The following is an 18393-nucleotide window of genomic DNA, read 5'->3' as shown; positions in this document are numbered from 1 at the left end:
ACGGAGGCCCCTCACCTTTGGGTGAGGGGGTTTACTTATGGATAAAAAACTAGAACCTTATTATTTAAGTGCGGAAACGGCATTATCTATAGTGTCTAAAAAATTCAACATAAAAATTGACATCAAAGAGGATGATATAAATTTAAGATTTAAAAAGTACGACAGAAATAACACTGACGACTCTATACAAATGAAGAATTTCTTTTTGTCGTTAGGGCTTTCTCTACAGGATATATTATTTAATAATGGTGAGGATTTACTAAATGAGCCTATGCCGATTTTACTATTAACACCAGAAATGAAGTGGATGGTGTGTGTGAGTGGCGGGCAAAAAATAAAGTTGGTAAACGCGCGCGGTGAACTCTGTTATGTTGAAATTGAAGAAGAATATTTAAAAGAGTTATCTGCATTTAGTATACTACCTTTAAATAAAGTTGTTGATAGTATAAGAGTAAAAAATATCATAAAAAACTCTTTATCGATGAACAAGATTTTTTATACTAAATACTTCTTTTCATCTCTTTTTATGGCAATTTTTGCGTTAACTATCCCAGTATTTAGTAATCTGTTCTATGATAAGCTTGTTCCAAGTGCTTCGGTTTCATCTTTATTTGGCGTGGCTATAATTGTTGCTGTATTTATTGTTTTTGAGTTTATCCTTCGTACTTCGAAAGATATTTATCAGTCTATCACAGCAAGGCAGGATGACGTCGATATTGATATCGCATTTCTTGAAGCGGTACTTTATAGTAAAAAGAAAAATGGCAGATCCATGTCATCAGCATTTGTGCTATGGAATGAGTTTCAGAAAATTAAACCCGTTTTATTAAACTCGATCTTTCAACGTATAGCCGATATTCCAATATTTATTATATTTCTCATTGTTATATATGTAAATTTAGGTCTGGTCGTTATTGTACCTGTTACCATGTTTATCGTCTCTATTATTATTTCCCTCGTTAACCACCATTATACTAATGAGTTAATGAACAAACAAAAAGAAGGACAGAAGAACAGGAATATTTTTATCTCAGAAGTTTTCTTATCTATTAAAATGATCCATACCTTAAATAATCAAGGTTTACTTTTTGATTGGGTTAATACATCAAATGAACAGTCGTATCTTAACCTGAAGATAAGGAAATTAAATCTTATCTATCAATCTATATTGGGGAGTATGTCATCTATTACCCAAATAACTATTATGGTAATAGCCTTTTTTATGGTAATCAAGGGTGATGTTACTACTGGCGCAATTGTTTCATCTGTCATTGTCTCTGGTCGTATTTCCGGGATCATTTCGAATTTTTCTTCTACATTAATCTCTATTTTATCAGCAGAAAAAACCGGTAAGGATCTGCTTTCTTTTTTTGATGAAGATCAGGCAGAAAAAACACCGGCATTACAGTCAATATCAAAGTGCAATGGCGATATCTCTATCCGGGGCGTGAGTTATCAGTATGATGCTCAATCTCCGATGATTATTAACCGACTGTCTATAGACATACCTGCGGGGCAACGTGTCGCGGTGGTAGGCGAATGCGGAGCAGGAAAAAGCTCATTACTGGGAATGCTATCTGGCTACCTTTCGCCAACAGACGGTGCCATCTTATATGATGGATATAACTTAGGACATTTATCGCAGAACTTTTTTTCTCAGCATTTAAGTGTGGTGACGACACATGATGTTTTATTCACCGGAACCATTGAAAGTAATTTCGCGTTAAAACCGCAAAACGACAGGGGCCGGGTACTCAAGGCGCTTCATCTGGCGAACTGTGGTTTTATCTTGCAACATCCTATGGGGCTGAAGTTTCCGGTGAATTTTATGGCTAAAAACCTGTCATCCGGACAGCAGCAGCAGTTATTATTAGCACGTAGTCTGAGCAGTAACGCCAGCGTCTTTTTATGGGATGAACCAACATCAAATCTGGATGAGAATACCGAGAAGCAAATTTTTGATAACTTAGATGAGTTTATTCATGGGAAAACGTTGATCATGGTGACGCATCGTCGATATCTGATAAAGTATTTTGACCGGGTCCTGGTAATGAAAGGTGGAAAAATAATCCGTGATTGTTCTCCGGATAAATTATTAATGTAAAATAAGCAGCGCTTGTCGCTGTTATCAGGTGGTACTGCTTAATAAAAAAGACCCGTTGCACAAACGGGTCTTTTTTTGTCATTTAACGAGTCGGCAACGTCTTCAATAAGTTTAGCTCGATTCTGTTAGGGCTATTCCACTTGCCATTTTTGGATAACCACACCTGGCGGCCCTCATCAACGGCAATGCGAGGGACGTGATGGTTCGCAAGGCTACCCCTGGCGCGCGATTCCGCGTTGAGATAACCGGTGGGCGGCTTCAGCGGCAGCGATAGCGTATCAGGTCAGCACCATCGGCCATTCTGGCGGGGTCTGGCTCATCGTTTCGACCATTACGGCTTCAATGTTATGCCAGATCGCAGCGAGATCCATCATGGTAATACCGAGTAAGCCGGTGGCAAACCAGCAGGCGGATACCACGCCCAGACCGCTACTGATCACCGCCAGACCAATATAATCTGATTTACGGAAACGGATATTGAGCGTGCTGGCTAAAAACATGAGCACGGCGCTCAACAGTTGCCAGCGGAGAAGAACGACACCAGTGGTTATGGCAGCCATGAAACATTTCCTCTGAATAGACCTTTGTCCAGGACAGCTCGGTGTTGTTCCCGGGAAACGTGGGACATTCTGGCTATCAACGGACATCACATCAACATCGAATGAAACATTGTTTCTATTTCATTGTTTTTGTGAACTATATCACAAAAACCAGCTTGTTCGCCAGATCGGCAATGTATTTTTTGTGCGTTTTATAACCGTATTTTTTGTGTGACTTCTACGCGTCCGTAGAGAAACTGCCGGAAAGCAAAGATGTATTATTACTACTCTTTTATTTTTTTTCGTGAAATTCAGACCTGATAAAAATATCAAGTTATTTATCAAAAGAAAGGAGTAAAGATGTATACCCCATCGTTTACTTGAGTATAAATCTGATATTATCAAAAATATTTAGCGTCCTGCCTGGTATGCGAAAGAGATTGCGCGTAGTTATTAATGGTAAATGTTGATCGGTAAAAGTCTGTTGCTAATATTGATAAATTCATGCACCGTAAACCTCCGTTTGGTTCACGTCTTATTTTGCCAATAATAGTCACAAATAATGCAGGGAAATAGGCTGAAAATGAGTCAAAGCACACGACGCAAGGTGTTGAGATTTCTCGGAACGATCATTGTGGTGTTACTTCCTGTATTGCTGGCGATCTGGTTTGCTCATATCCGGGCAGTCTCTGAAACCAGAAATCAGTTACATTCATTTGCGCAGTTGGTATTAGATAAAACGGAGCGGGTTATCCTGCAAGCAGATTTAGCCCGCGATGCCGCTGAACAATATCAGGGGCAAGCCTGTACGCCAGCCCATCAACAGCGAATGCTGAATATTATCCGCGGTCGTTTGTACATTAATGAGTTGATTTATGCTAAGGGCCAGCGTTTTCTATGCTCTACGGTTATGACGCCAACAAGTCCTTATTTTATTCCCCGTGCTGACTATAAACGAAAGCCTGACATCGCTATTTATTACTATCGTGATACGCCTTTTTTCAACGGTTATAAAATGACATATATGCAGCGGGGAAACTATGTCGCGGTTATCAATCCCTTATCTTATAGCGAGGTGATGTCAGACGATCCGGCGTTGGCCTGGGGAATGTATGATACGGTGACCAACACCTTTTTCTCCCTGAGTGAACAGGCGCAGGCTGATCAGCTATTACCTTTGGTACGACGGAGTGAACCTGTGTTCCAACAGGGTGAGCGTTTTTATACTCTGGTTAAATCAGCAAAACGACCGGTTGCCGCGATTGTGTCAACCTCAAAGCAACGCTTTTACCAGAACCTCTTTCATCAGCTTACGTTAACGCTACCGTTAGGGATCATCTGTAGCATTATCGTCTTATTTATGTGGTCACGATCCCGGCAGGCATATTACTCACCGCGTCGATTGCTGCAACGGGCCATTACCAGGCACCAGCTTTGCCTTCATTATCAGCCGATCATTGATATCCGAAACGGGACATGTGTAGGTGCCGAAGCGCTATTGCGTTGGCCGGGCTATCACGGTCCGGTGATGAGCCCGTGCGAATTTATTCCGCTGGCGGAAAAAGAGGGGATGATTGAGCAGATCACCGATTATGTCGTCGAAGAGGTATTTAATGATTTAGGTGGTTTTCTGGCCGCGCACCCGCATCTTTATGTCTCTATCAATCTCTCTGCCGCCGATTTTCTCTCTTCCCGGCTAATTGTGATGATTCATGAAAAAACGCGTCAGCATTCAGTGCTTGCGCAACAGATAAAGGTTGAAGTGACCGAGCGCGGATTTATTGATGTGCCTAAAATGACGCCGATTATTCAGGCGTTTCGCCAGGCGGGATACGAGGTGGCAATTGATGACTTTGGTACCGGCTATTCGAACTTGCATAACCTGTACTCATTAAATGTCGACCTTTTAAAAATTGATAAATCTTTTGTCGATACGCTAACCACTAATAGCGCCAGCCATTTGATTGTGGAACATATTATTGAAATGGCGCAAAGTTTGCGGCTAAAAATCATTGCTGAGGGGGTTGAAACGGCTGAACAGGTTAGCTGGTTGCTAAAACGCGGCGTTCAGTATTGTCAGGGATGGCACTTTGCGAAGGCGTTACCACCGCAGGAATTCATCGCCTGGCTACAACAAACGCCCGCGCCTCTGACGATACGCGGGCAGACGCCCTACAGGCGGTGACGGTAATCGCTGGGAGTGCGATCGAACTCGCGGCGGAATACACGCGAGAAGGTTTGCTGCGATACATAGCCCAGGTCCATCGCGATATCAAAAATCGGGCGCTCGGTCGTTCGTAGCTCAACGGCCGCCAACAGGAGACGGCGCTGGCGAATATACTCGCCTAATGTTTGATGCGTTACCGTACGAAACATCCGCTGCAAATACCACTTGGAGTAGCCCGATTTTTTTGCCACCACATCAATGTTTAGCGGTTGGTCGATATGTTCATCAATCCATTCGATAAGGGTCTGAATTATCTGCTGATGCGACATATTGTTGCCTCTTAAACAGTATTCGATTCGTCGTTTTGTCTGCGGGCGAGTATAATTCCTCAAGTTAACTTGAGGTAAAGCGATTTATGGAAAAAAAATCTCCCCGTTTAAAAGCCTTACTGACGCCGGGGGAAGTTGCGAAACGTAGCGGTGTTGCTGTGTCCGCCCTGCACTTCTATGAAAGCAAAGGGCTAATTACCAGTATCCGTAATAGCGGTAACCAACGGCGATACAAGCGTGACGTGTTGCGTTATGTCGCGATTATCAAGATCGCCCAACGTATTGGCATCCCGCTGGCAACTATCGGCGACGCGTTTGGTATCTTGCCGGAAGGACATACGTTAAGCGCGAAAGAGTGGAAGCAGCTCTCCTCGCAGTGGCGCGAAGAGTTAGACCGACGTATTCATACGCTGGTGGCGTTGCGCGATGAGCTGGACGGTTGTATCGGCTGCGGCTGTTTATCGCGTAGCGACTGTCCGCTGCGAAATCCAGGCGACAGGCTTGGCGAACACGGGACGGGTGCCCGGCTGCTTGAAGATGATTAACATGCACTCGGCCATCGGGCTGAGTTCACCTAAAACTAAAGCGCCGCTAAGGGCGCTTTAGTTTGTTTCCGGTCTTTGTCTTTCGCTCTATCCCGCTGATTACAGGAGGGTTTCCCCCGACGTCAACACCCCTCATATCGAGCACGTGGTGGAGGTTCCGGTTTGTGTTGATACTGTAAGTGTAAGCGACGACGCCCTGTTCGCCAGCGAAATGCTGATTTTTTAGCCGAAATTTTTACGGCAACTGCCATAATTTTCTATAGTTAGTTGGCATACCTTACAGGAGACAGCCATGCTGACGGTGCACCATTTAAACCAGTCTCGTTCGCAGCGCATCCTCTGGGCGCTGGAAGAGCTGGCGTTGCCTTACCAGATTGTGCGTTACCAGCGTGAAAAGACCATGCTGGCGCCGCCGGCATTGAAAAAAGTGCATCCGCTGGGCAAGTCTCCGGTTATCGAAGATCACGGTATGGTTATTGCGGAATCGGGCGCCATCCTGGAATATTTGCAGGACACTTACGACAGTATCGGACGCTTTAAACCTGCGGATGCGCAGGGGAAACAACACTATCGATTCTGGCTACATTACGCTGAAGGTTCGCTCATGCCCTTGCTATTGATGAGACTGCTCTTTACCTCTCTGGGTAAACCGCCGGTACCATTGGGCCTGCGAACGTTGGGCGGCGTTATCGGTAAGGGCGCGCAAAAAGCGTACCTCAATCCGCAACTGGAAACCCATGCGCGCTTTATTGACGGGCATCTGGCAAATCACCCCTGGTTTGCCGGAGAGCAGTTAAGTATGGCGGATATCCAGATGAGCTTCCCGCTATTTGCGCTGCTTGCCCGAGGCGGGATCGCTCATCTCGACCATATCAACGCATGGAAAGCGCGGGTAGAAATGCGTCCAGCCTGGCAGCGAGCGATTCAGCAGGGCGGTCCGTTTACCATTCCCGGCGGATAACGGTGTTTTTGTGAGCAGATTGCGCAACGTATTTGCTAACAGCGATGCGAAAAATTGTTGCTGGATTGCGCAGGGACGATAACGTTTGCGCATCGTCTGGCGATTTATTGAGCATACTAAGCAGAAAAGCATAAAAAGCGGCAAAGTTCAGTTGAAAAAGCGTTGATGATCGCTGGATAATCGTTTGCTTTTTTTTGCCACCCGTTTTGTATACGTGGAGCTAAACGTTTGCTTTTTTGCGGCGCCCCGGTTGTCGTAAATGTAGCACAAGGAGATAACGTTGCGCTGTTAGTGGATTACCTCCCACGTATACCGACGAATAATAAATTCTCAGGGGATGTTTTCTATGTCTACGCCTTCAGCGCGTACCGGCGGTTCACTCGACGCCTGGTTTAAAATTTCACAACGCGGGAGCACCGTTCGCCAGGAAGTCGTTGCTGGCTTAACCACGTTTCTTGCGATGGTTTACTCCGTCATCGTGGTGCCAGGGATGCTGGGTAAAGCCGGGTTCCCGCCTGCCGCCGTCTTTGTAGCGACCTGCCTGGTCGCAGGCGTCGGCTCTATTGTTATGGGGCTATGGGCGAATCTGCCGCTGGCTATCGGTTGTGCTATCTCGTTGACGGCGTTTACCGCGTTTAGCCTGGTCCTGGGGCAGCATATTAGCGTCCCGGTCGCGCTTGGCGCCGTATTCCTGATGGGCGTACTGTTTACCATTATCTCCGCCACCGGCATTCGTAGCTGGATTTTGCGTAACTTGCCACAGGGCGTGGCCCACGGAACCGGTATCGGTATTGGCCTGTTTTTGTTGCTGATTGCCGCCAACGGCGTCGGCCTGGTCATTAAAAACCCGCTGGATGGCCTGCCGGTCGCGCTGGGCGATTTCGACACCTTCCCGGTGATTATGTCGCTTGTAGGGCTGGCTGTTATTCTCGGCCTGGAAAAGCTGAAAGTCCCCGGCGGCATTCTGTTGACCATTATTGGCATTTCTATTGTGGGTTTGCTCTTCGATCCTAACGTCCATTTTTCCGGCATTTTCGCCATGCCTTCGTTGAGCGATGAAAACGGCAACTCGCTGATCGGCAGCCTGGATATTATGGGCGCGTTAAACCCTGTCGTTCTGCCAAGCGTACTGGCGCTGGTGATGACGGCGGTGTTTGATGCGACCGGCACGATCCGAGCGGTCGCAGGGCAGGCTAATCTGCTGGACAAAGACGGACAAATTATCGATGGCGGCAAAGCGCTAACCACCGACTCCCTGAGTAGCGTTTTCTCCGGCCTGGTCGGAGCGGCGCCAGCCGCGGTGTATATCGAGTCTGCGGCCGGTACGGCGGCGGGCGGTAAAACGGGCCTGACGGCGATTACCGTGGGCGTGCTGTTTTTGCTGATCCTGTTTCTTTCGCCGCTCTCTTATCTCGTTCCCGTCTACGCAACTGCCCCGGCGCTCATGTATGTCGGTCTGCTGATGCTGAGTAACGTGGCGAAAATCGATTTTGCTGATTTCGTCGATGCGATGGCGGGGCTGGTAACGGCCGTATTTATTGTACTGACCTGTAACATCGTCACCGGGATTATGATCGGCTTTGCCACGCTGGTCGTCGGGCGTCTGGTTTCCGGTGAATGGCGTAAGCTGAATATCGGAACTGTCGTCATTGCGGTCTCGCTGGTCGCTTTTTATGCCGGCGGCTGGGCTATCTAGTTCTGCCTTCATTCTGAAAAACGGGCGGCGTTGGCCGCCCGTTTTCATTTTCAGGACACATCACGTTACCTTTTGCGTTAATCTGAAGAAGGTGAAACCGAGGCATGATGCCTCTCTCCATCATAAAAAACATCGCAAACAGGGAACGCATGGAAATTTTCTTCACAATACTCATCATGACCCTTGTGGTCTCGCTGTCGGGGGTATTTACGCGTGTATTACCCTTCCAGCTTCCTTTACCCCTTATGCAGATCGCCGTTGGCGCGCTGTTGGCGTGGCCGACGTTTGGTTTGCATGTGGAATTCGATCCGGAACTCTTCCTGGTGCTGTTTATTCCGCCGCTGCTGTTTGCGGATGGCTGGAAGACGCCGACCCGTGAATTTCTTGAGCATGGACGAGAGATTTTCGGGCTGGCGCTGGCGCTGGTCCTGGTAACGGTCGTGGGAATCGGCTTCCTGATTTATTGGCTGGTGCCCGGCATTCCGCTGATCCCCGCCTTTGCGCTGGCCGCCGTGCTGTCGCCGACCGATGCGGTAGCGCTCTCCGGAATTGTGGGCGAGGGGCGCATCCCGAAAAAAATCATGGGCATTCTGCAGGGAGAGGCGTTAATGAACGACGCCTCCGGTCTGGTATCGCTGAAATTCGCCGTCGCGGTGGCGATGGGGACGATGGTCTTTACCGTCGGCGGCGCGACGCTGGAATTTTTTAAGGTCGCTATCGGCGGTATTCTGGCGGGTTTTGTGGTCAGTTGGCTGTATGGCCGCTCGCTGCGTTTTTTGAGCCGCTGGGGCGGCGATGAGCCCGCGACGCAAATCGTCCTGCTGTTTCTTCTGCCCTTCGCGTCTTACCTGATTGCCGAACATATTGGCGTCTCAGGCATCCTGGCCGCGGTTGCCGCCGGGATGACCATCACCCGTTCTGGCGTAATGCGCCGCGCGCCGCTGGCAATGCGTTTGCGCGCGAACAGTACCTGGGCGATGCTGGAATTTGTCTTTAACGGTATGGTCTTTCTGCTGTTGGGACTGCAATTGCCGGGTATTCTGGAATCTTCGCTGGCGGCGGCGGAAGCTGACCCGAATGTCGAAACCTGGATGCTTTTTACCGATATCGTGCTGATTTATGCGGCATTGATGCTGGTTCGCTTCGGCTGGCTGTGGACCATGAAAAAGTTCAGCCTGCGCTTTTTGAAGAAGAAACCGATGGAGTTCGCCAGCTGGACGTCGCGTGAAATTCTGATTGCCTCCTTCGCTGGCGTTCGTGGGGCGATCACCCTGGCTGGTGTGCTCTCTATACCGTTACTTTTGCCGGATGGCAGCGGATTTCCGGCGCGTTATGAACTGGTATTCCTGGCGGCTGGCGTCATTCTGTTCTCGTTGTTTGTCGGCGTGATCATGCTGCCGCTGCTGTTGCAACATCTGGAAGTCGCCGATCATGCGCAACAGTTGAAAGAGGAGCGTATCGCCCGCGCGGCGACGGCGGAAGTGGCGATTGTCGCCATTCAGAAAATGGAAGAGCGTCTGGCGGCGGATACCGAAGAAAACATCGATAATCAGTTGCTTACTGAAGTAAGCTCGCGTGTCATTGGTAACTTGCGTCGCCGTGCCGATGGGCGAAACGATGTCGAAAGCTCCATACAGGAAGAAAACCTGGAGCGACGTTTCCGTCTGGCGGCGCTGCGTTCCGAACGCGCCGAGTTGTATCATCTGCGCGCCACGCGAGAAATCAGCAATGAAACATTGCAAAAGCTGCTGCACGACCTGGATTTGATGGAAGCGCTACTGATAGAAAATCAGTAGTCCTTGTGGCCCGGTGGCGCCATGCTTACCGGGCCTACAAGTAGGCCGGATAAGGTGCTTGCGCCGCCATCCGGCAAGGGTTTTAACCCATGGTTTACGGTTGTTTCAGCCAAAACCCTTCGCAACAAGTTAACCATGCCCGGGCGCTGTGCGACAGATACACGCCCTCTCGCCAAATCATGCCTAACTGCCAGCGGAGATCGCTTTCCAGCGGTAGCCAGCGCAGCGTGGCCTTATCCAGACGCTGACAAATCGGCTCCGGCAAAATGGCGATACCGACGCCCGCTTGCACCATGGCGGCGAGAAAATCCCATTGCCCGCTGCGCACGGCAATCCGTGGTTTTACGTCATGCTGGCTAAATAAGGTCATCAACTGGCGGCTCAGGGCAAAGTCTTCGTTATAGATAAGAAGAGGATGCTCCGCCAGAGCTTCAGGCGCGATGGAGTCGCAGGTTGTCCACTGACCGGAACGGGGAACCAGCACGCACAGCGGATGGCTGAACAGCGATAATGTCGTCAGCCCGCTCGCTTCTTCCACCGGGAGCGCGGTCATCGCAACATCCAGCTCGCCATTCATTACCGCCTGCTGTACCGTCAGGCCGCCAAACTCCGAAATTTTGAGTTCAACGCCAGGGTAACGTTGTCGAAACAAACTGATTGGCCCGGCCATCAACATGCCGACCATCGGGGGAATACCCAGCCGCAGCACGCCCTTATTGAGATGGTTAATATCGCTCAACTCAGCCTCTAACTGGCGAAACTCAGCGAGGATCGCCAGACCGCGTTCAAACACCACGCGTCCGGTATCGGTCAGCAATAACTTACGTCCGTCGCGGATCAGTAACGTACAGTTAAGCTCATCTTCAAGATTTTTCAGCATCTTGCTAATGGTGGGCTGGGTGACAAATAACTTCTCCGCTGCGCGGGTGAAACTTTGCTGGCGCACCACCTCGACAAAATAACGCAGCGTTCTGATATCCATGATTATTCCTTCCGACTATGCCTGCAATGATTTTAATTCATTTCTGCCCGTGGCGGAGGTTCTCTATACTGGCGCTCCGTATTATTTTTCAGGACATTCCCTCATGGCTGTGGCGATAAGCCGCGTTACGCCTGCCGTTGTGCAACGACTCCAGGTACCGGTTCAGGTACTGCTCTATGCAGGTTTATTCATTTTTTCCCAATATCTTGTCTCCTGGCTGCACCTGCCGTTGCCCGCGAATCTGGTCGGCATGGTGCTTATGTTGGCGCTGATCGTTTGCCGGATTATTCCGCTTAGCTGGGTACGCGCAGGCGCACGCTGGCTGCTGGCGGAGATGCTGTTATTCTTTGTTCCCGCCGTCGTGGCGGTAGTGAACTATGCCCATCTGTTACTGGTGGACGGCTGGCGCATTTTCTCGGTGATAGCGATCAGTACCTTAATGGTACTCGGCGCGACGGCGTGGGTGGTGGATAAAGTGTATCGCTATGAGATGAGCAGGCTAAACCGTGAATAACGTTCAGTTAAGCGTACTGTGTCTGGTGATTACACTGGGGATTTACTTCGCCAATAAGCGTCTGTATCGCCGTTTTCGCAAATTGCCGTTGATGCCATTAGTGTTGACGCCGGCACTGCTGGTGTTAATGCTGGTGTTCGGTCATATCTCCTGGCAAAACTACATTGGTGAATCGCACTGGCTATTGTGGCTGCTCGGCCCGGCGACTATTGCCTTTGCGGTGCCGGTGTACGATAACCTCGCGATTATCAAACGTCACTGGATGTCGCTCACCGCGGGCGTAGTGACGGCGACGGTGGTGGCGGTCACCAGTTCCGTTTGGCTGGCGCGTCTGTTCACGTTATCGGATGAGATTCAGCGTAGTCTGGCGGTACGTTCCGTTACCACGCCATTTGCGCTGGCGGCGGCAGAACCCCTGGGCGGGCAGCCGGATCTGGTGGCGCTGTTCGTGGTCGTCACTGGCGTGTTTGGCATGGCGGTCGGCGACGCGCTATTTTTGCGTCTCTCTATCCGGGAAGGCATGGCAAAAGGGGCAGGATTCGGCGCGGCGTCACATGGGGCAGGCACGGCGCGTTCCTATGAACTTGGTCAGCAGGAGGGCGTCGTCGCCAGTCTGGTAATGATGCTGTCCGGCGTGGTGATGGTGCTGGCAGCCCCGCTGGTGGCGAGGGTGATGTTCTGATTTTCCTCCGACCCACAGGGCCGGAGGAAACGGTAAGATTAATGCGCACGCCCTTGTTGTACGCCGAATCCCGTTTGGGAGCGGATAAACTGAGCGCGGAACTGCTCACGTTCACGGTTGCCTTCTGCCGAGTTATCGGTGGCCGAGAAGAACCAGATCCCCAGGAACGCCACGCTGATAGAGAACAGCGCCGGATACTCATACGGGAAGATCGCTTTTTCGTGGCCGAGGATCTGCACCCAAATGGTAGGGCCAAGAATCATCAGCACCACCGCTGTCAGTAAACCTAACCAGCCGCCCAGCATAGCGCCGCGCGTGGTCAGTTTTGACCAGTACATGGAAAGCAGAATGATGGGGAAGTTGCAGCTCGCGGCGATAGCAAATGCCAGGCCCACCATAAAGGCGATGTTCTGATTTTCAAACAGGACGCCGAGGATAATGGCGATCACGCCCAGCACCAGGACGGTGATTTTCGACACCTTCAGCTCTTCACGTTCGGTTGCGCCTTTGCGGAACACGTTAGCGTACAAATCATGCGACACCGCCGATGCGCCCGCCAGCGTCAGACCGGCGACCACCGCCAGAATGGTGGCAAACGCCACTGCCGAAATAAAGCCGAGGAACAGGTTGCCGCCTACCGCGTTGGCCAGATGCACCGCCGCCATGTTATTGCCGCCAATCAGCGCGCCCGCCGCATCTTTATAGGCGGGATTCGCCCCCACCAGCATGATAGCGCCGAAGCCGATAATAAAGGTCAGAATGTAGAAATAGCCCATAAAACCGGTGGCATAGAACACGCTCTTGCGCGCTTCGCGGGCATCGCTGACCGTAAAGAAACGCATCAGAATATGCGGCAAGCCGGCGGTGCCGAACATCAGTCCCAGACCCAACGACAACGCCGAAATCGGATCTTGCACCAATCCTCCTGGGCTCATAATCGCCGTGCCTTTCGGGTGTACCGCCATGGCTTCGGTAAACAGATTATTGAAGCTAAAGCCGACGTGTTTCATCACCATAAAGGCCATAAAACTGGCGCCAAACAGCAACAGGACGGCTTTGATAATTTGCACCCACGTTGTCGCCAGCATCCCGCCGAACAGCACGTACATCATCATCAGTACGCCGACCAGCACCACGGCGATGTGATAGTTGAGGCCGAACAGCAGTTCAATCAGTTTACCGGCGCCGACCATTTGGGCGATGAGATAAAGCGCCACCACTACCAGGGAGCCACAGGCCGAAAGAATACGGATTGGCCCCTGTTTCAGGCGATAAGAGGCAACGTCAGCAAAAGTATAACGTCCCAGATTACGCAGGCGCTCGGCAATCAAAAACAGGATGATTGGCCAGCCGACAAGGAAGCCCAGCGAATAGATCAGCCCGTCATAACCGGAGGTAAACACCAGAGCGGAAATGCCGAGAAATGACGCGGCAGACATATAGTCGCCGGCAATCGCCAGGCCGTTCTGGAACCCGGTGATATTGCCGCCTGCGGTGTAGTAGTCGCTACGGGAACGTACGCGTTTAGAGGCCCAGTAGGTAATACCGAGCGTAAACACGACGAAAATCAAAAACATGATAATCGCCTGCCAGTTGGTGGGCTGGCGTTCAACCGCGCCGCTAATGGCATCCGCCGCATGAGCGGCGAAGGGGAGTGCGGCGGCGAGCGCCGTCAGAACTCTCTTCATAATGCTTTCACCTCATGCAGTACGGCGTTATTAAGACGATCGAATTCGCCATTCGCCCGCCAGATATAAATTCCGGTTAACACAAAAGAAATCACAATCACCCCGACGCCAATGGGAATTCCTCGGGTGACGCTGGTTCCCGCATGTAGAGGCGTGCCCAGCCAGCCAGGCGCGAAGGCGATCAGTAAAATAAAGCTGATATAAACCGCCAGCATGATAACCGACAGAATCGTGGCAAACCGTTGCCGTTTTTCAACTAATTCCCTGAAACGCGCACTGTCTTCTATCCGCTGATAAATTTGGTCATTCATCACAGAGCTCTCCAGAGGTCCCCCTGCGTCTTTCGCGCTACAGGCGCGTTGGCCGCACTCGCGCGCCCCAGCCACATAGTGAACTATGCTGCTGAGGGTGTGCTCGCTTGCCGCCTTCCTGTAACACGAAATCCTTTGGGGGAGGGTTTTTTATATTTCCCTCTCCCGGTTTGAGAGAGGGCAGGGGTAGGGTCGTAGGCCGGATAAAACGCTTTCGCGTTGCCATCCGGCATTTATGGTTATGATGGCATCGCGATGGCCTGCTTCTCTTCGAGCAGTTTCTCCACCACGCCAGGATCGGCGAGAGTCGAGGTATCGCCCAGATTGCTGGTATCGCCCGCCGCGATTTTGCGCAAAATGCGGCGCATAATTTTGCCGGAACGGGTTTTTGGCAGTGAATCGGTCCAGTGCAGCACGTCCGGCGTCGCCAGTGGGCCAATCTCTTTACGTACCCAGTTGCGCACCTCCGCGTACAGTTCTGGCGACGGCTCCTCGCCGTGGTTGAGCGTCACATAAGCGTAAATCGCCTGGCCTTTGATAGCGTGTGGAATACCCACCACCGCCGCTTCGGCGATCTTCGGATGCGCCACCAGCGCCGATTCGATTTCCGCCGTACCCAGACGGTGGCCGGAGACGTTTAACACGTCATCCACGCGACCGGTGATCCAGTAATAGCCGTCTTCATCGCGACGCGCGCCGTCGCCGCTGAAATACATATTCTTAAAGGTAGAGAAATAGGTCTGCTCAAAACGTTCATGATCGCCGAACAGAGTGCGCGCCTGGCCCGGCCAGGAATCGGTGATGACCAGATTGCCTTCCGTCGCGCCTTCTTGCGGATGGCCTTCGTTATCCACCAGCGCAGGCTGTACGCCAAAGAAAGGACGGGTGGCGGAACCGGCTTTCAGTTCGATAGCGCCTGGTAGCGGCGTGATCATAAAACCGCCTGTTTCAGTCTGCCACCAGGTATCGACGACCGGACATTTTTCCTTGCCGATCTTCTTCCAGTACCATTCCCACGCTTCGGGATTGATCGGCTCGCCGACGGAACCCAGAATGCGCAGTGAAGAACGGTCGGTGCCTTCAATGGCTTTATCGCCTTCCGCCATCAGCGCGCGGATGGCCGTCGGGGCGGTATAAAGAATGTTGACCTGGTGTTTGTCGACCACCTGGCACATGCGAGCGGGCGTTGGCCAATTCGGCACGCCTTCAAACATTAAGGTGGTCGCGCCGCAGGCCAGCGGGCCATACAACAGATAGCTGTGCCCCGTCACCCAACCCACATCGGCGGTACACCAGTAAATATCGCCAGGGTGATAATCAAAGACATACTTAAAGGTGGTCGCGGCGTAGACCAGATAGCCGCCGGTGGTGTGCAGCACGCCTTTCGGCTTGCCGGTGGAGCCGGAGGTATAAAGGATAAACAGCGGATCTTCGGCATTCATCGCTTCAGGCTGGTGCTCAGGGCTGGCTTTTTCAATCAAATCGCGCCACCACAGGTCGCGGCCTTCTTGCCAGTCAATGTCGCTGCCGGTGCGCTTCAGGACGATCACATGCTCAACGCTAGTGACATTCGGGTTTTTCAGCGCGTCATCGACATTCTTTTTCAGCGGGATACTGCGTCCGGCACGTACACCTTCGTCAGCGGTGATCACCAGCCGCGAGCTGGAGTCGATAATGCGTCCGGCGACGGCTTCCGGCGAGAAGCCCCCGAAGATCACCGAATGCACCGCGCCGATGCGGGCGCAGGCCAACATTGCCACCGCCGCTTCCGGCACCATCGGCATATAAATCGCTACCACATCGCCTTTTTTAATGCCCAGATCCAGCAGTGTATTCGCGAAACGGCAGACATCGCGATGCAGTTCGCGATAAGAGATATGTTTACTCTGCGACGCGTCATCGCCTTCCCATATAATGGCGGTGCGATCGCCATTTTCCTGCAAATGGCGGTCAAGACAGTTCGCCGCCAGATTCAGCGTGCCGTCCTCGTACCATTTAATCGACACATTGCCTGGCGCAAAGGAGGTGTTTTTCACTTTTTGGTACGGCGTGATCCAATCGAGAATTTTTCCCTGTTCGCCCCAAAACGTATCGGGGTCGTTAATAGACTGTTTATATTTAGTCTCATACTGCTCTGGATTTATCAGGCAACGATCCGCAATGTTGGCGGGAATGGCGTGTTTATGTGTTTGGCTCATGCTGTTGTTCTCCTTGTAGGATGTTAATAATATGTCGCATAAACGTTAAATGTAGGGTCTTAATAAGTTTTGTTTAGTATTTGGGCGACAGATCACGCAAAAAGGGAACTGTGCAAATAAGCAGCAATCTATTTTTTGATTGTGTCCCGCAAAATTAGATAAATTTTCGGGATAACATGACGTTATATGAAATTTTTTAAAAAAGTGATCCGTGTCCGGAAATCAGAAAAGAGAGGGAGTTTTGTCCAGGTTACTAACTCTAAAGTGGTATTTTACATACACTTACAATTGATTAAAGACAACATTTTGAGTGTGGTTATTTGTTACACATAGAGGAGATCAATGTAATAACAGTATTTGTGCGGTTGCTGTTATGGAAAACGATAAAAAATCGCCATTAAAGATAATGGCGCAATCTGGATGAGACCTCTATGGCAAGGAAAACACTACGCGCACGCCGTTTCTTCAGCCTTATATTTCCTTTTTTCTTCATTACCTCTGTTTACGCTGAGCAAACGCCTGAATCCGCAAAAACCGTTACTGTTGAAGCGAAAAATGAAATGTTCGCGCCTCAACACCCCGACCAATATCAGTCATGGAAAGCGACGTCAGAACAGTCTGCCCGTGAAGATGCGCTGGCGGAAGACCCTCGTCTGGTGATCCTGTGGGCGGGCTATCCCTTCTCCCGTGATTACAACAAACCACGCGGCCACGCGTATGCGGTAACTGACGTGCGCGAAACACTGCGTACCGGCGCGCCAAAAACGGCGGAAGACGGCCCGCTGCCGATGGCCTGCTGGAGTTGTAAAAGCCCCGATGTCGCGCGCCTTATCCAACAAGAAGGCGAAGACGGCTACTTCCATGGCAAATGGGCGCGAGGCGGCCCGGAAATTGTCAACGATTTGGGCTGTGCCGACTGTCATAACACCGCGTCGGACGATTTCGCCCAGGGGAAGCCAGCGTTAACGTTGTCGCGCCCCTATGCCGAACGGGCGATGGAGGCTATCGGCAAACCGTTTGATAAAGCGGGACGATTTGATCAGCAATCGATGGTCTGCGGCCAGTGCCACGTGGAGTACTACTTTGACGGTAAAAACAAAGCCGTTAAGTTCCCGTGGGATGAGGGCATGAAGGTCGAAAATATGGAGCAATACTACGACACTATCGCCTTCTCTGACTGGACTAACTCTCTGTCGAAAACCCCGATGCTCAAAGCGCAGCACCCGGAATATGAAACCTGGAGCGCGGGCATTCACGGTAAGAACAACGTGACCTGTATCGACTGCCACATGCCGAAAGTACAGAACGCCGAAGGCAAGCTCTACACCGACCATAAAATCGGCAACCCGTTCGACAATTTCGCGCAAACCTGCGCCAACTGCCACACCCAGGACAAAGCGTCCCTGCAAAAAGTGGTCGCCGAGCGTAAACAGGCGATTCATGACCTGAAAATCAAGGTTGAAGATCAGCTGGTACATGCGCACTTCGAAGCGAAAGCCGCATGGGATGCGGGGGCGACAGACGCGGAAATGAAACCGATTCTGAACGATATTCGCCACGCGCAGTGGCGTTGGGATCTGGCGATTGCGTCACACGGTATTCATATGCATGCCCCGGAAGAAGGTCTACGGATGTTAGGCAGTGCGATGGATAAAGCCGCGGATGCCCGAACTAAACTGGCGCGACTGCTGGCGACCAAAGGCATTACCCATGAAATTCCGCTGCCGGATATTTCGACGAAAGAGAAGGCGCAGAAAGCGATTGGTTTGAATATGCAACAAATCAACGCGGAGAAGCAGGACTTCATCAAAACGGTGATTCCGCAGTGGGAAGATCAGGCGCGTAAAAACGGTCTGTTAAGCCAATAACCCCATTCCGCCC

General features: G+C 51.0%; 15 protein-coding genes. 9 read left to right on the top strand and 6 right to left on the bottom strand.

From position 1 onward, the window contains the following. Positions 1 to 37 precede the first annotated feature (37 nt). On the top strand, positions 38 to 2104 hold the full coding sequence (gene siiF / locus ACLJPQ_RS17325; protein WP_000358582.1) for an SPI-4 type I secretion system protein SiiF: 2067 nt from the start codon (positions 38 to 40) through the stop codon (positions 2102 to 2104). Between the two features lie 278 nt (positions 2105 to 2382). Here siiF and ACLJPQ_RS17320 read toward each other — a convergent pair whose 3' ends face one another. Then, positions 2383 to 2664, bottom strand: coding sequence for a YjcB family protein (locus tag ACLJPQ_RS17320; protein ID WP_000719058.1), 282 nt, complete (start codon positions 2662 to 2664; stop codon positions 2383 to 2385). A gap of 562 nt (positions 2665 to 3226) precedes the next feature. Between ACLJPQ_RS17320 and ACLJPQ_RS17315 the strand changes: the two genes are divergently transcribed. Then, a complete protein-coding gene (locus tag ACLJPQ_RS17315; RefSeq protein ID WP_000083651.1) occupies positions 3227 to 4828 on the top strand; it encodes an EAL domain-containing protein in 1602 nt (533 codons plus the stop codon). Here ACLJPQ_RS17315 and soxS read toward each other — a convergent pair. Further along, a complete protein-coding gene (gene soxS, locus ACLJPQ_RS17310) occupies positions 4816 to 5139 on the bottom strand; it encodes a superoxide response transcriptional regulator SoxS (protein ID WP_000019483.1) in 324 nt (107 codons plus the stop codon). The genes ACLJPQ_RS17315 and soxS overlap by 13 nt on opposite strands. Before the next feature lie 86 nt (positions 5140 to 5225). Here soxS and soxR point away from each other — a divergent pair, with 86 nt between their 5' ends. From soxR to ACLJPQ_RS17290, 4 genes are all read left to right on the top strand, one after another. Further along, complete coding sequence (gene soxR / locus ACLJPQ_RS17305) at positions 5226 to 5684, top strand: redox-sensitive transcriptional activator SoxR (protein ID WP_000412686.1); 459 nt, start codon at positions 5226 to 5228, stop codon at positions 5682 to 5684. A gap of 292 nt (positions 5685 to 5976) precedes the next feature. Next, entirely contained in the window at positions 5977 to 6645 is a 669-nt protein-coding gene (locus tag ACLJPQ_RS17300; protein ID WP_000958575.1) for a glutathione S-transferase family protein, read from the top strand. A 346-nt stretch (positions 6646 to 6991) separates the two neighbouring features. Then, positions 6992 to 8341, top strand: a complete 1350-nt coding sequence (gene ghxP / locus ACLJPQ_RS17295; RefSeq protein ID WP_080184862.1) for a guanine/hypoxanthine transporter GhxP — start codon at positions 6992 to 6994, stop codon at positions 8339 to 8341. 149 nt (positions 8342 to 8490) lie between these two features. Beyond that, positions 8491 to 10137 (top strand): Na+/H+ antiporter, encoded by a 1647-nt coding sequence (locus ACLJPQ_RS17290; protein ID WP_001536604.1) that lies wholly within the window; start codon positions 8491 to 8493, stop codon positions 10135 to 10137. A gap of 94 nt (positions 10138 to 10231) precedes the next feature. Here the strand turns inward: ACLJPQ_RS17290 and ACLJPQ_RS17285 are convergent, their stop codons facing one another. Then, positions 10232 to 11119 (bottom strand): LysR family transcriptional regulator, encoded by an 888-nt coding sequence (locus ACLJPQ_RS17285; RefSeq protein ID WP_000354962.1) that lies wholly within the window; start codon positions 11117 to 11119, stop codon positions 10232 to 10234. A 103-nt stretch (positions 11120 to 11222) separates the two neighbouring features. On the opposite strand from ACLJPQ_RS17285, the gene ACLJPQ_RS17280 reads away from it, so the two are divergent. Then, positions 11223 to 11633, top strand: a complete 411-nt coding sequence (locus ACLJPQ_RS17280; RefSeq protein WP_000257347.1) for a CidA/LrgA family protein — start codon at positions 11223 to 11225, stop codon at positions 11631 to 11633. After that, positions 11626 to 12315: an LrgB family protein gene (locus ACLJPQ_RS17275; protein ID WP_001067096.1), complete on the top strand. Its 690-nt coding sequence runs from the start codon at positions 11626 to 11628 to the stop codon at positions 12313 to 12315. Before ACLJPQ_RS17280 ends, ACLJPQ_RS17275 begins: the two co-directional genes overlap by 8 nt. Positions 12316 to 12353: 38 nt before the next feature. On the opposite strand, the gene actP is transcribed toward ACLJPQ_RS17275, so the two are convergent. The 3 genes from actP to acs all read right to left on the bottom strand — a co-directional run bounded on the left by actP (position 12354) and on the right by acs (position 16512). Beyond that, positions 12354 to 14003 carry a cation/acetate symporter ActP gene (gene actP, locus ACLJPQ_RS17270; RefSeq protein ID WP_000832536.1) on the bottom strand — a complete coding sequence of 550 codons (1650 nt, stop codon included), beginning with the start codon at positions 14001 to 14003 and terminating at the stop codon, positions 12354 to 12356. Beyond that, the gene (locus tag ACLJPQ_RS17265) at positions 14000 to 14314 is read right to left on the bottom strand and encodes a DUF485 domain-containing protein (RefSeq protein ID WP_000999620.1); all 315 of its coding nucleotides are present in this window, start codon (positions 14312 to 14314) and stop codon (positions 14000 to 14002) included. Before ACLJPQ_RS17265 ends, actP begins: the two co-directional genes overlap by 4 nt. A 239-nt stretch (positions 14315 to 14553) precedes the next feature. After that, positions 14554 to 16512 carry an acetate--CoA ligase gene (gene acs / locus ACLJPQ_RS17260; RefSeq protein WP_000083877.1) on the bottom strand — a complete coding sequence of 653 codons (1959 nt, stop codon included), beginning with the start codon at positions 16510 to 16512 and terminating at the stop codon, positions 14554 to 14556. 431 nt (positions 16513 to 16943) lie between these two features. Here acs and nrfA point away from each other — a divergent pair, with 431 nt between their 5' ends. Continuing rightward, positions 16944 to 18380 carry an ammonia-forming nitrite reductase cytochrome c552 subunit gene (nrfA, locus tag ACLJPQ_RS17255; protein WP_061424940.1) on the top strand — a complete coding sequence of 479 codons (1437 nt, stop codon included), beginning with the start codon at positions 16944 to 16946 and terminating at the stop codon, positions 18378 to 18380. The last annotated feature ends 13 nt before the right edge of the window (positions 18381 to 18393 follow it).

This window comes from Salmonella sp. SAL04213 (assembly GCF_046550535.1).
In the GTDB taxonomy this organism is placed as follows: Bacteria; Pseudomonadota; Gammaproteobacteria; order Enterobacterales; family Enterobacteriaceae; genus Salmonella; species Salmonella enterica.
The sequence above is the reverse complement of the archived record's forward strand: the minus strand, read 5'-3'. Positions and strand labels throughout refer to the sequence as shown.

Excerpts from the sequence above, each read along its gene's own strand:
- soxS (WP_000019483.1), bottom strand. The coding sequence starts at position 5,139 with ATGTCGCATCAGCAGATAATTCAGACCCTTATCGAATGGATTGATGAA.
- ACLJPQ_RS17290 (WP_001536604.1), top strand. The coding sequence starts at position 8,491 with ATGGAAATTTTCTTCACAATACTCATCATGACCCTTGTGGTCTCGCTG.
- actP (WP_000832536.1), bottom strand. The coding sequence starts at position 14,003 with ATGAAGAGAGTTCTGACGGCGCTCGCCGCCGCACTCCCCTTCGCCGCT.
- ACLJPQ_RS17285 (WP_000354962.1), bottom strand. The coding sequence starts at position 11,119 with ATGGATATCAGAACGCTGCGTTATTTTGTCGAGGTGGTGCGCCAGCAA.
- soxR (WP_000412686.1), top strand. The coding sequence starts at position 5,226 with ATGGAAAAAAAATCTCCCCGTTTAAAAGCCTTACTGACGCCGGGGGAA.
- ACLJPQ_RS17300 (WP_000958575.1), top strand. The coding sequence starts at position 5,977 with ATGCTGACGGTGCACCATTTAAACCAGTCTCGTTCGCAGCGCATCCTC.
- ACLJPQ_RS17320 (WP_000719058.1), bottom strand. The coding sequence starts at position 2,664 with ATGGCTGCCATAACCACTGGTGTCGTTCTTCTCCGCTGGCAACTGTTG.
- acs (WP_000083877.1), bottom strand. The coding sequence starts at position 16,512 with ATGAGCCAAACACATAAACACGCCATTCCCGCCAACATTGCGGATCGT.
- ACLJPQ_RS17280 (WP_000257347.1), top strand. The coding sequence starts at position 11,223 with ATGGCTGTGGCGATAAGCCGCGTTACGCCTGCCGTTGTGCAACGACTC.
- ACLJPQ_RS17315 (WP_000083651.1), top strand. The coding sequence starts at position 3,227 with ATGAGTCAAAGCACACGACGCAAGGTGTTGAGATTTCTCGGAACGATC.
- ACLJPQ_RS17265 (WP_000999620.1), bottom strand. The coding sequence starts at position 14,314 with ATGAATGACCAAATTTATCAGCGGATAGAAGACAGTGCGCGTTTCAGG.
- siiF (WP_000358582.1), top strand. The coding sequence starts at position 38 with ATGGATAAAAAACTAGAACCTTATTATTTAAGTGCGGAAACGGCATTA.
- nrfA (WP_061424940.1), top strand. The coding sequence starts at position 16,944 with ATGGCAAGGAAAACACTACGCGCACGCCGTTTCTTCAGCCTTATATTT.
- ghxP (WP_080184862.1), top strand. The coding sequence starts at position 6,992 with ATGTCTACGCCTTCAGCGCGTACCGGCGGTTCACTCGACGCCTGGTTT.